Raw genomic sequence first — 12,221 nt, forward strand, 5'->3', positions numbered from 1 at the left:
CCTAGGGGTTTTCCCCTTAATAATTTTAATCGGCAATAGCATATCGATATTTGCCGTAAATTCATGAGATCTAGCTAGCAAGAGATACAAAGAACAGCATCAATACTGGAACTAAGATACTCAATAAAAAGCCACTAACTATTGCAATAGGTACACACTTTACTCCACCAGTGGTCTGAATGATCGGTAGCGTAAAGTCCATGGCTGTAGCGCCAGCGTAACCAATAGCTGTACAGGGCTTACGTCCTATGAGGACTGGGATTAATACTAAGGCGACAAGTTCACGCAAAAGTTCGAGCATTAACGATGCACCACCATAGAGTGGGCCAAAAGCATCGCCCATCAAGATACCTGCTAATGAGTACCAACCAAACCCTGAAGCCATCGCTAGGCCCTGGAAGATAGGCATATCAAGGACCAGTGCTGATAAGAGTCCGCCTATCATCGACGTTCCAACCATCACCACGGCTAAAATCATCCCATGCTTATTGAGTAGAATCTGGCGTAGGGTTAGACCACTATTTCTAAGTTGGATACCGATGAAGAAAAGCAGCAAAAACAAAATCCATTCGCTTGCGGTATCTACCCAAGATAAGTCAAATGGCAAGAACAAGCCGATAATCAAGCCACCACACACTACAAACAGTAGCTTTGCTGACTCGAGAAACATGCTACTTAATGGAAATTGTTGTGCTTTTCCTTCTGTTTTTATAGGGAAATACTTATCAACGAAAGGCAGTGCCAACAGATTACAACCACCAATAAATACGAAAAAGGTAAGGGTAAGCGTGAGAATGGTTTGCAAGTTGCCAGATAAGTTGTCAAGCGCAGCAAGGCTCAAGCCCATTAGAGCCAGAATCAAGTAGATAAGATTTGAGGTTAGCGTATTGATTGTCGCCAACCTCTTGTTGTTCGAAATCGATATCAGATAACCAACAACAAGAGGAGAGAAGATGAAGAGCATCCCTGAAAACATAGAGTAGAGTCCGTCCGTTATGTTTCTGTGTATTAGTTCAGTTTATAGTGCCAATTCGTTTTGGCGTGTTGTCGTTGGAAGGGCAGTTAGCATTACAATCCACTAGAAGAGATAACATCAGAAATCTTCCGATTGAACTCGTCATCGTTCATATTGCTTAATACATAAAGCACTTCTGCACCTGTTGAATCAATTTCCACCTCATGTTCTTCAATTGCTTCGTCTTGACGACGATAGAGTAGAAGATGGTTAGCGATGCGTGCGATATCTAAATAGCTTACTCTGGTGACATTAGTTTTATAGGCGCGGTTTGAAGCGACCTCGATAAAGTCCTTATCAAATGCCCACTCTTTTAAAACAAGGTAACTGGTTCTAGGACAACGAGAATGGAATATCTCTAGTGCCAACTCGTAGTTAAGGTAATTACCATTGTTGAGGTAGTCGTGATATTCACTGACTAGACAGAACAAGCCGATATCAGCCAGCAAACCAACAAGTAGTGCTTTTTCTTGCTCAAGGTGAGTGTATGTCTCAGGTGCGATTTTATGAAACTCATTCACAACCAGCACCATTGTAGCCCCTAACTCCCTAGAAACCATTGCACTCTTAGTTAACAAGCCATTCAGTTCTTTTGTTAGGTCTAATGATTGCTTTAGTTCCTCTACCGCCTGAGCTGTGACAATGTCACGTACTCGCAGAATACCGAGACGTGAAACAGCTGTAATTAGGTCGGTGCAATCAATGTTTCTGCGATTGAAAATCACTGAATTGGCTACTCTAATGACCAAAGCCGCAAGGCTCGGGTCTTCAAGTAGGCAATCAGCAATCTCAGCAATGCCCACGTTATCTTGTGTGCATAAGCGTTGTATTTTGAGTACGGCGTCAGGAATTGGAGGCAGGGTGATGTTGCCAGCTTTAAGTGTTTGTTCAACCAGCTGCGCAAATTCACTTTCAATACTTCTAACGAGTTTATTCTTATCCGTGGGTAGCCAATAGAACGATAAGTGAGTCATTTTACTTTTGTTTTTATGTTTTTTCCTAATAGTACCTGCAAGGGTACTCGTCGACAATTACAAATCGTTTTTCCGAAGCGAATTAACCACTAAAAATCGAAGATTGACGAGTCAAATTATTGGCGTTTTAAGGTATTTTTTGCGAGATTTATCGCATTGACTTGTGATTTTATAAGAATTGATGTGATCTCCATCCTAGCTTATTTTTTAATGTGAAGTATGATTAAACTATTGAGCTAGTACATTTCATTACTCTAAAAACACTCAGAAGTGTTACTTGCCTATATCGACATAATACTTAAAGACTAACATTTTTTATCGCTGCATTGCCAAATCTGGAGATCACGAATTAATCGGGGAAGATTAATGCAACTAAGGATCAATGGATTATGTTAGAGCAATCATTTTTAGAATACGTAAAAAAATTCGGAGACTACCAAAAACGTTCTATGTTCGGCGGTACAGGGTTATTTATGCAAGATGCTATGTACGCACTGCTCGCCGACAATCAAGTTCATGTTCGAGGAGGGGGCGATTTAAACGTTCTTTTTGCTTCACTTGGTTGTAAGAAGTATCAGCACGTGAAAAAGCAGACTATCGCGACAGTGAATTACTACAACATCAGTCACTTGTTTAGCGACCGGCACGAAAAGCTCGATCATATTATTGAGCGCTCGATAGAGGTGGCGATAAAGAGGCGTGACTACAAACGCTCTTCAACTAATCGTCGTTTGAGAGATCTACCCAATATGCAGCTGACGCTAGAACGTATGGTAAAGAAGTCGGGTGTAAAGGATGTGTCTACTTTCATGAAGTTAGGAGCACCAGTCGTTTTTAATCGAGTTCGTCAAACTTATGGTAACGATGTGGACCTAAAGTTGTTGTGGAAATTTGCAGGCGCTATAGAAGGAGTGCATTGGGAGTTGATCGAAGAGCCCAAAAAGCAAAACCTATTGAGTAGTTGTAACGTATAGATTATATCAGATACAAAAATGCCAGCTTACAAGCTGGCATTTTTAACACTTGCTGTTTCAGATTAGTATTTGAAACGTGCAGTTAGCATCACTTGGTCACCGTAGAAGTCGTTAATGCGAGCTTCTGCACCAAGAGAGAACAATTCGGTTGCGTGGAAACGTGCATTCACAGAACCAATTACGTCATCATTGTCATCAATGCTTACGTAACCAACGTTACCGCCAATTTCTAGTTGTGGGCCTAACCATTGACGAATACCTAGGTTAATCTCCATACCCAAGTCATTGCTGTAAGTCTTACGGTTATCAACCATACGAAGCTTCATAGCACCAGTAAGGTCTGCCCAGTTGTTTACTGGAGCGTGGAAGCCAAGGCCAAAAGATGCGTCGTAATCGCTATCAAATTCAGAATCGATGCTACCAATCATATGTGCATTTGGGTGAATTGATTTGCTGAAGCCTGCACCATAAGTTACCGGGCTAAGGCCAATACGAGCTTCGATATAGTCGTAGCTGAAGTTACTCATTACTGCAGGGCTGTTTTGGTCTGTGTTTGCTACTGCAACATGAGAAGATGCTAATAACGCGATAGCAATAAGTGATTTGCGCATAGTGTCGAAAAACCTATTCAAAAAATTAATCCATTTGCTTGCTGCAATTTTTGTACCGTCAAATAGACATTCGCAGCTATAGTGTTTTGCTATCTTAATTCAAGACATTATCGACCACCAGCCAAATATTCGATGCGACTATAAAACTTACCAAAACTTTGGATTAGGGTTGTTTTTTTAATCACCAAAGTTCACTCTTTTATCAGCAGCTGCTTTCAAAATTCGTTCTGCATCCAAAATTGAGATCCAGGCTAGGGGATTAGAATCATTTTCAATGATGAAGCTCGTCAGTTGCTCTTTCATTGCCTTAAGTAGCTCTTCTCTACTCCATGGCTTGCTTATATAGAAATCGAGACTTGCTTTGTTGACCGCTTGAACGGTGTCCTCTAACCCAGCCTGACCCGTTAACAAGATCTTACGGCTCGTCTTCGTACTTGGCTTATCGTTAAGCTCTATTAGGAAATCAATCCCTGTTTCTTGCGGCATGATGTGATCGCATAGAATGAGAGCAAGTGGTTTGCCTTCTTGTTGATACTCTGAAATAACCCCTCTTGCTTCTTCAACAGATTCAGCCGCCTCGATGGAAAAATGCTCTTCAAAATCATCAATATCTTGCATAACGCTATCTAAAACAACGCGTTCGTCGTCGACACAAAGAATCAAATAGTTACTCATGATTTATCTCCTGATTTAGCAAAGTCTGCTGTTGTGTCAGTGGTAAGTGCACTGTGACTTTTGTATAAGTGTTAGGTTTTGATTTAATCGAGATCATCCCGTTATGTTGTTCGATGATCTGCCGGCAAATAGAAAGCCCGATACCCAATCCAAAATTACCTGCCTTTTTGGTTGTAAAGTTCACTTCAAAGACGCTGTTGAGCATAGGTTCATCAATGCCAGAGCCATTATCAATGACCTCGACTGTTGCGTATTCAATGGCGTTAATGGTTTCTAATCTGGTGTTAATAGTGATCACGCCAACTATTGGTAACGCATCAATTGCGTTGGAAATGAGGTTGGTCCAGACTTGTTGTAGGGCATTGGGGAAACAATATATATCCGGAATTGCCGAGTAGTGTGTCTCGACGGAGTAAACTTTCAACTTGTTTTCAAAGATCACGAGCGTGTCTTCGAGCCCTTCATGAATGTCGCATCTATGTTGCGTTTCGTCATCACTTCTTGCATATGACTTCAGGCTTTTCACCATATCGGCCACACGCTTTGAACATACATCGAGTGAGCGTAAGTTAGAGCCTACCGAATGGTATATTTCTAATGATGTAACCAGTTCTTTCAGTTTTTTAGTATCGAGCGATAGGCAGTGGGAGAAGCTTGAATCGCGATCTAAGTTTAACTGAACGACCTTTTTCGCAAGCGAATTATCTTTAACCATACCATTGAGTGCTTTTGCTCTTTGTCTAATCTCTGCGGTTGAGGTTGGATTTATGGTTTGCGCTTGGCGCAGTAGACCGAGACCTAACTGATGGGTTTGAGGATCAACTTGATTGCTCACTAGCTTTGCTAGTTTTTCCTTGACGATATCGGTACTGCGGAGCATCGCCGCTGTTGGATTATTTAACTCATGCGCGACCCCAGCGACAAGTTGCCCGAGTACAGCCATCTTTTCTTTCTCTATTAGTTGTCGATGAGCCGACTCTAATGATTCAATGGTTTCCTGTAGAACTAACTTTGTATTGATGCTGCGTTGCAAACGGCGGTTAAAGTGTCGTAGTAATAGGTTGGTAAACAGTGGCAAGAGAGTATTGTCAGACTGCATCACCTTAGAAAATACGTCTCGGTCTAACTTAATGACGTGCGTTTGCGTTAGGGTTATGGCGGTTGAAAACGAGCACTCGCCCGTAACAAAGGACATGCCTCCAACGATGTTACCTTTTTCGTGGCGAACCACTTCTCGTTGCTGGCCTCGCTGGTCTTTCTTATACAGAGCTACTTTGCCTGAGGTAATGAACCATAAGAATCGATTAGGCTCACCCTCTTTAGTTAAGAGATGCTCGGGTGAGTAGACTCTTCGTGCCTTACCTTCATCTTCGATATCAAAGAATAAGTTGAGGGCATGAATGACATTCTCAGTAAGCTCATGGTCTGACAGGGTATGCACATCTCGAATGAAATCGGGTTGATAAGAATTCATCCTTTGCTCTAAATGGGCGCGCAACAATCGTTCTTGTTCTAGTACTTGAGCGTAATTAACCCAATCGAGCTGCCTTTTCGCGAGTCCCTGTTTTTTTTCGAAAACATATCTTTTTTCAAGAACATAGTTACTGAGTTCATGTTTGATTGTGGATACGAGTTGTGAATCTGAAACGGGTGAAGTTAGGCAACAATCCAAATGACCATTGTTCAATGTTCGTAACATTTCAGAGATATGGTTTGCCGAGCAAATAAGTAGTTTCTTTGCGCTATGACTGGGCTCTGACCGATGACAACGTAATAGAAAATCGGCGCTTAATGATGTGTTTTGGTGGCAGGCAAGGGTAAGAGCGATCGCTTGATCATTGAGTGCCAACTGTCGAAAGGTTGCGGTTATTTGTTCAATGCTTTGAATTTCATAAACAGTAAAGTGACTAGTAAATAGCTCAAGGGACGCTCTTACATGTGAGCTTCCTTCATCATTCGATGTAAATGCTATAATCGCTAGTTCTTTCAATTGGTTATTCTCACTAATAAGCGTTAACTTCTGTTCAAGCTTTAAGTACACGTTAGCAATTTTTACAAGATCAGGATGGGAGCTGGGTATTAATTGGAAGCAAATATACTGCTTATCTGCAGTTTTTCTGATTAAACTCAATATTATTCAATTTTGACCAATAGAATTAATAGGTTAGACTCTCAAAAGGTGAAAAAGAGAAGATTACATGCAAGATTTAAAGAAATTTGGTGCGATCGGTGGTGCCATATCGCTAGCACTTTGTTGGCCTCTAGCTGTTGGCCACATTGGTGAGAAAGTCATTGAAGATGGTATAGCATCATTAAATGACAATGAATATATGGACTCGACCATTGTTGAGTATGACCGCGGTTACTTGTCCTCGCGGGTGCTTACCCGTTACACAATCACTGACCCGATGTTGGTCGATCAACTGGAACAAGATGGTTTACCTGTTGCGTTTGATGTAGTGAGTGATATCAAGCACGGTTTAATGAGCCTGACTTCTCATTCAAAAATCGAAAACCTGCCTGAAGTTCCACTTTCAATGACCAGTGTGACTCAGCTAAATGGTAATACTTCATTCGATTTGATGCTCGATAGCTGGAATATCAACACAGAACAACAAGGTGCTATCTCTATCGCACCAGCCTCCATCAAGGGTGACCTCACTGTTTTAGGTGAACTTGCTTATCAAATCGATGTTCCTTCTATCCAGGTTGCGTTGAACAACGGGGAGAAAATGGAGCTCACGAACATGAAGGGTGAGGGTGAAGGTAAAAAAGAAAAGGGCTATTGGCTAGGAGAACAAGAAGTTTCGGTTGAAAAGCTTGTTCTAACCGCACCAGAACCAACTGAATCTAGTGAACTAAGAGATGTTAGCTATCGTTTTTCTTCAACTAAGTCAGCAGAAGATACGCGCATCAATAACCATCATCTATTTTCTATAGATAAATTAAGCTCGGCAGGTTTAAGTATCGAAAATCTTATCTTTGATTTCTCGATGAACGACATAGACTCCGAAGCTTTTGAGAACGTGATGGGCGTATATCAAAACAGCCCTGTTATGACCCAAGAAGATATCGCTGAACTTCTTCCTCATGTCGACGCACTCTTTGCGCGTGGCTTCTCTCTTGGTTTGAACCAGTTGTCTATGGTGTTAGATGGTGGTGTGTTTAACTCTTCATGGAATATCGACATTGCAGAAGGGACACAAAGCATCACTCAAGATCCTTCAACGATACTTCCTGCATTAAGTGGTCAAACTGAGGCATTTATTGGTAACAAGGTCGTTGAGAACAACCCATCTATCCGAGAAAATCTGGATGAGCTTATTATTTTAGAGATGGTTGAGCAAAGTGATGATGGCTACCATCTAAATGTGACAATGGAACAAGGTAATGTGCGCTTCTCTAATGGGAATGAAGTGCCGTTAATTAGTCTACTTTTGCCTTTGTTTATGGGCGGTATGTAAAGTTAATTAGTAATTTTTACTATTTGAATTAAAAGAGGCTTTAAAGCCTCTTTTTTCTTTTTTTAACCAAATAAAAGTGGTATTAATCAGGGTATATTTTTTAAGAACATAGTGCAGGAGCAAAGTCTTTCATGGAGTCTACACAGGTTTACAATTTTAGTGCCGGCCCGGCAGGTTTACCGAAAGCGGTAATGGAAAAAGCTCAACAGGAATTTATCGACTGGAATGACCTAGGCACCTCGGTGATGGAAATTAGCCACCGTAGTAAGCCGTTTCTACAAGTCGCTGCTGAAGCTGAGCAAGATCTCAGAGACCTTCTTTCAATTCCTGACAACTATAAGGTGTTGTTCTGCCAAGGTGGTGCGCGTGCGCAGTTTGCAGCAGTGCCGCTTAACCTTCTAGGAGATGCTAAGAGAGCAACCTACATCGACGCGGGTTATTGGGCACAAAGCGCTGTAGCGGAAGCAAAGCGTTACTGTGAAACCGATGTATTTGATGCAAAGACAAACATTGATGGCAAAATTGCGATTAAGCCTGCATCTGAGTGGAAAGTGGGTGAGGAAGCGGCTTACGTTCACTTCTGCCCAAATGAAACCATCGATGGAATTGAAATTAACGACCTGCCTGACACGGACAAACCGATTGTAGCGGATATGTCTTCTACCATTCTCTCTCGCGAGATTGATGTGTCTAAGTATGGTGTTATTTATGCTGGTGCACAGAAAAACATTGGCCCTGCGGGTATTTGTATCGCCATTGTTCGTGATGACCTTTTGGATCTAGCTAATGATGCACTACCAAGTATTCTTAATTACAAGATCTTGGCTGAAAAAGAATCAATGTTTAATACGCCTCCGACATTTGCTTGGTACCTATCTGGCCTCGTATTCAAATGGTTGAAGGAACAGGGTGGTGTGAAAGCGATTGAGCAGTTAAACAAAGAGAAAGGTGCGATCCTTTATAATTACATCGATCAATCTGATTTCTACAAGAACGAAATTCACCCGAACAACCGTTCTTTAATGAATGTTCCCTTCCAACTGGCAAAGCCTGAGTTGGATGAAAGGTTCTTAGAACTGGCTGATGCTCGTGGATTAAAGTCGCTCAAAGGTCATAGAGCCGTTGGTGGTATGCGTGCTTCTATTTACAACGCAATGCCTTTAGAGGGTGTTAAAGCGCTTGTTGAGTTTATGCGAGAGTTTGAGAAAGAATACGCTTAAGTCCTCAGGCAAACCTCAATAATTTGAAGCCTTCCTTTTTAGGAAGGCTTTTTTGGTTGCAGAAGGAGAGCTATCACTCATGGATGGGGTTTGTTCGTGTGATTATACTGGCTGCTGTGTTATAAAGTTAACACGAAATAAGTGTTGAATATGACGGTATGTTTAAGAAAGTTCTTATATCAATGATAAGCCTCTGGGCATCAATGACTTCAGCGATAGAGCTGGAACTTTGGGCTGGCATTGAATTAGAGGCGCTTGAGGTGGCAATCACTCAGTTTGAGAAACGATCTGGGCATACCATCAAAGTTAGACATTTTGATACTGAGCATATTCGTTCTGAACTGCTTCTTGCCCACAATGCACAGTTTTATCAACCTGATCTTATCTGGGTGCCTTCAGATTTTGTGGGACTCAAGGATGAAATTGATCTTGCTGATGTATCGCATTCAATTGTTAATAAAGATCAGCTCGAGCCGCAAGCACTACCTTATGTCACAGTGGAAGATAAGCAGTTTGCTGTACCGCTTACCTTAGGCAGCCATCTGGTTTTATACAGAAATAAGTCTGAAGTGGATAATACTAAACAAGTACGTTGGGAGGATGTGTTTCACACACAAGCTAAAAGTGGCCAAGTCCAAGTCGCAATGCAGTACCCGAATATGTACTTCCTTGCGGCATTTGCTAGCTTGTTTACTGATGAAAATCAGATGAAATCTTTTTCTGAAAACGCCAATGTCTGGAATGACGTTTTCGACTTTTATTATCAAGTGCAATCATTCAATGCACCTCATCAAAATTGTGATTCGCTTTGCGCACAAAACAAGTTTACCACTGGTCAAGCACCTTACTTGATTGATGGGATTTGGGCTTATCCAAAACTTAAACAGGTTTTAGGGAGTGACCTACAAGTTGTCGACTTGCCAAGCTTCCAAGGTGTACCCATGACTTCATTCAGTGGCGCAAAATCGGTTGCCATAATGAAAGACGCATCGGCTGACCCTGTTAAGTCTGAAGTGATGCTCGCTTTTCTTTCCTATATCCAAAGTGAAGAATTCCTCAATCACGCGACAGAGAAATATCGATTCATAACAGTCAATAAAAAATTCAACGGAAAGCTTTTGTATTCTGGTGACGAGATGTTCATTCAAAGCTATCTGCAGTTTCAAGATACTCGTTCCATGCCTGGCAGTTATGAAATGGCGATCTTTTGGGAAGCGGTTGGACGAGTCAATCGTCGCCATGCTTCCGGAATGCCTACAGAGCATACAGGAGAGTTCCTTAAGAACTTCATGAACAAGCACCTCGATCGTCTCAGGGAGGTTCGCTAATGTTCAGTGTTAGACGCACTTTTATGTTCATTGTATTACTGGGCTCCTTGATGCCTGCATTTATTGTTAGCCGTTTCTACATCGAAAGACAAACAGATTACCTACTGGACCAAAAAGAGACGCTGCTCAATGCAGCCGAACAAGGTATTAGAGCGACCGTTTATGAGGAGTTTACTGCCTTACTTGATTTGTCCCAGTGGTTTTCTCGCGATCGTTTTGTACTGCAATCGACTAACAATCTATTGTATTCATCCGTGATGTGGCGAAAGATGGAAGAGTTTCAAAAGCTGTCAACATTGGCAAGCGCCACATACATCATCGATAAAGAGTGGACTCCGGTGTATGAGACACAGGGGAGCCTGTATCATTTTGAGCAGAGCCAACTGTTTAAGGATATTAAACATAAAACCGTGTCTTTATTTCACGGTAAAACAGTCATTCTTACCTATGGCGCCGATGATAATCCTATTCCTAATGCACGCGGTGGCGTTGCTGTAATTAGTCCGATGCTCGCCTATCAGCAAACGGATGCTTCGGTTTATCAACCTTTTGGTTATGTAGTCAACATAGTTGAATACGATGCATTACGAGAAAAGGTTGCTCCTTTCTTGTTTGGACCTGAGTTTGTAGTGTTCTCTATTAGCCATCAAGAGCGCCACTTGATGAGTGGGAAATGGCATGTAAAGCAAAGCTCTGTTTCGATACCTAACGAAGGATTATCCGCACCATTGGTTCTCAATGTTGACTACCACTATTCGGATGAAGCTAGGCTAAATCACATCAATAAATCAGAGACTGAGATGAATAGGGTGATGGTTGCGTCTTTGATTGTCATCGCATTCATTGTTTATCTGGTTAATCGATGGATTGGAATCAGGTTCAAGGCGTTGAGTGATGTCACTAAGTCCTATGCAAACAATATTCGCCCTAAAGAGGATAATCAGCAATGGGATTTCCAGGAGTTTCGTTCACTCAAGATCCTGTTGGGCAATATGTTCTCTAAAATTCGAGAACACATGGATACGCTAGAAGTTCAGAACCAACAGTTGGAGCAAGCGAATCATCAAATTGAGCACACCAATCGTCAATTGGAAGGGTTTAATGCTCAGCTAGAGAGTGAGGTTATCAAGAAAACGTCTGAGCTCACTTACGCCCTAAAAAGAGAAGCTCTACAAAAACAAACTCTGAATGACATTCTTAACTATATCAGTGAACTCAAGGTTGTTGGCTATCGAGGCATACCACTACTTGCCGAAAAGCACTTGATGAGGCTGCTTAATGTATCCGATATCTCGCTAAGCTATTTACCCAAGAAAGACGCTACTCCAATTTTGTCTCGCGACGGCTTACCACTTGCACACTTAAATTTTCCTTGTGCGGATATTATTTCAGACGAGCAGAAAATTGCCGCTGATCTGTATGTTAAGCAGCTGGCTTCTTGGCTTGAACTTGAATCGCTGGCGCGCACTGATAAGCTTACGGGCTGTTTGAACCGTAAGGCTTATGACGAAGACATGCAGTATTTGAGGTCTTTATACAGGAGTGAAGGACAGAGAGTTGTTCTTGTGGTTATTGACGTCAATGGCTTGAAGCAGGTGAATGATCAATTGGGCCACCATGCTGGAGATTGCTTGATTATGGCATGCCGTGACGTATTGCTGTCGGTATTAAGTGAGAGTGCAAATTTGTACCGTGTCGGTGGTGATGAGTTCGTGATACTCGCGCAAGATAATATTGATCCTGCGATTAAAGAGCTGAAGTCTCACAATAAATCGATCAGCATTGATGGAGCATCGATACCTGTTCGATTTGCAATGGGCTACGCTGATACGGCATCCACAGCGTTCGAACAATTATTTAATGTTGCTGATGAAAGAATGTATCGAAATAAGCATGCTTGTTATGAGAGCTTAAATCGGGATAAAGAACAAACCGCTAACAGCTAAGTAAAAGATACTAA

Annotated in this window: 10 protein-coding genes; 5 read left to right on the forward strand and 5 right to left on the reverse strand. The window is 41.8% G+C overall.

What is annotated here, in order from left to right; genetic code table 11:
* Positions 1 to 70: 70 nt before the first annotated feature.
* Positions 71 to 976, reverse strand: coding sequence for a LysO family transporter (locus DPF91_RS15705; protein WP_117235394.1), 906 nt, complete (start codon positions 974 to 976; stop codon positions 71 to 73).
* A gap of 92 nt (positions 977 to 1,068) precedes the next feature.
* Positions 1,069 to 1,989 (reverse strand): HDOD domain-containing protein, encoded by a 921-nt coding sequence (locus DPF91_RS15710; protein WP_117235395.1) that lies wholly within the window; start codon positions 1,987 to 1,989, stop codon positions 1,069 to 1,071.
* A gap of 389 nt (positions 1,990 to 2,378) precedes the next feature.
* Between DPF91_RS15710 and DPF91_RS15715 the strand changes: the two genes are divergently transcribed.
* Entirely contained in the window at positions 2,379 to 2,963 is a 585-nt protein-coding gene (locus DPF91_RS15715; protein ID WP_117235396.1) for a TfoX/Sxy family DNA transformation protein, read from the forward strand.
* A gap of 62 nt (positions 2,964 to 3,025) precedes the next feature.
* On the opposite strand, the gene DPF91_RS15720 is transcribed toward DPF91_RS15715, so the two are convergent.
* From DPF91_RS15720 to DPF91_RS15730, 3 genes are all read right to left on the reverse strand, one after another.
* On the reverse strand, positions 3,026 to 3,574 hold the full coding sequence (locus tag DPF91_RS15720; protein WP_117235397.1) for a hypothetical protein: 549 nt from the start codon (positions 3,572 to 3,574) through the stop codon (positions 3,026 to 3,028).
* 177 nt (positions 3,575 to 3,751) lie between these two features.
* Entirely contained in the window at positions 3,752 to 4,249 is a 498-nt protein-coding gene (locus DPF91_RS15725) for a response regulator (RefSeq protein WP_117235398.1), read from the reverse strand.
* Positions 4,242 to 6,239, reverse strand: coding sequence for an ATP-binding protein (locus DPF91_RS15730; RefSeq protein WP_420855610.1), 1,998 nt, complete (start codon positions 6,237 to 6,239; stop codon positions 4,242 to 4,244). Before DPF91_RS15730 ends, DPF91_RS15725 begins: the two co-directional genes overlap by 8 nt.
* A gap of 208 nt (positions 6,240 to 6,447) precedes the next feature.
* On the opposite strand from DPF91_RS15730, the gene DPF91_RS15735 reads away from it, so the two are divergent.
* From DPF91_RS15735 to DPF91_RS15750, 4 genes are all read left to right on the forward strand, one after another.
* Positions 6,448 to 7,713, forward strand: coding sequence for a DUF945 family protein (locus DPF91_RS15735; protein ID WP_117235399.1), 1,266 nt, complete (start codon positions 6,448 to 6,450; stop codon positions 7,711 to 7,713).
* A gap of 131 nt (positions 7,714 to 7,844) precedes the next feature.
* Positions 7,845 to 8,933 (forward strand): 3-phosphoserine/phosphohydroxythreonine transaminase, encoded by a 1,089-nt coding sequence (serC, locus tag DPF91_RS15740; RefSeq protein WP_117235400.1) that lies wholly within the window; start codon positions 7,845 to 7,847, stop codon positions 8,931 to 8,933.
* Between the two features lie 158 nt (positions 8,934 to 9,091).
* On the forward strand, positions 9,092 to 10,261 hold the full coding sequence (locus tag DPF91_RS15745) for a sugar ABC transporter substrate-binding protein (RefSeq protein ID WP_117235401.1): 1,170 nt from the start codon (positions 9,092 to 9,094) through the stop codon (positions 10,259 to 10,261).
* Positions 10,261 to 12,207 carry a GGDEF domain-containing protein gene (locus tag DPF91_RS15750; protein WP_117235402.1) on the forward strand — a complete coding sequence of 649 codons (1,947 nt, stop codon included), beginning with the start codon at positions 10,261 to 10,263 and terminating at the stop codon, positions 12,205 to 12,207. The genes DPF91_RS15745 and DPF91_RS15750 overlap by 1 nt, the downstream gene beginning before the upstream one ends.
* Positions 12,208 to 12,221 lie beyond the last annotated feature (14 nt).

The sequence above is a fragment of the Vibrio maerlii genome, from assembly GCF_003415655.1.
In the GTDB taxonomy this organism is placed as follows: Bacteria; Pseudomonadota; Gammaproteobacteria; order Enterobacterales; family Vibrionaceae; genus Vibrio; species Vibrio maerlii.

What these genes read in the sequence shown, in the direction of transcription:
- DPF91_RS15705 (WP_117235394.1), bottom strand. Translation starts at nt 976, where the DNA reads ATGTTTTCAGGGATGCTCTTCATCTTCTCTCCTCTTGTTGTTGGTTAT.
- DPF91_RS15710 (WP_117235395.1), bottom strand. Translation starts at nt 1,989, where the DNA reads ATGACTCACTTATCGTTCTATTGGCTACCCACGGATAAGAATAAACTC.
- DPF91_RS15715 (WP_117235396.1), top strand. Translation starts at nt 2,379, where the DNA reads ATGTTAGAGCAATCATTTTTAGAATACGTAAAAAAATTCGGAGACTAC.
- DPF91_RS15720 (WP_117235397.1), bottom strand. Translation starts at nt 3,574, where the DNA reads ATGCGCAAATCACTTATTGCTATCGCGTTATTAGCATCTTCTCATGTT.
- DPF91_RS15725 (WP_117235398.1), bottom strand. Translation starts at nt 4,249, where the DNA reads ATGAGTAACTATTTGATTCTTTGTGTCGACGACGAACGCGTTGTTTTA.
- DPF91_RS15735 (WP_117235399.1), top strand. Translation starts at nt 6,448, where the DNA reads ATGCAAGATTTAAAGAAATTTGGTGCGATCGGTGGTGCCATATCGCTA.
- serC (WP_117235400.1), top strand. Translation starts at nt 7,845, where the DNA reads ATGGAGTCTACACAGGTTTACAATTTTAGTGCCGGCCCGGCAGGTTTA.
- DPF91_RS15745 (WP_117235401.1), top strand. Translation starts at nt 9,092, where the DNA reads ATGTTTAAGAAAGTTCTTATATCAATGATAAGCCTCTGGGCATCAATG.
- DPF91_RS15750 (WP_117235402.1), top strand. Translation starts at nt 10,261, where the DNA reads ATGTTCAGTGTTAGACGCACTTTTATGTTCATTGTATTACTGGGCTCC.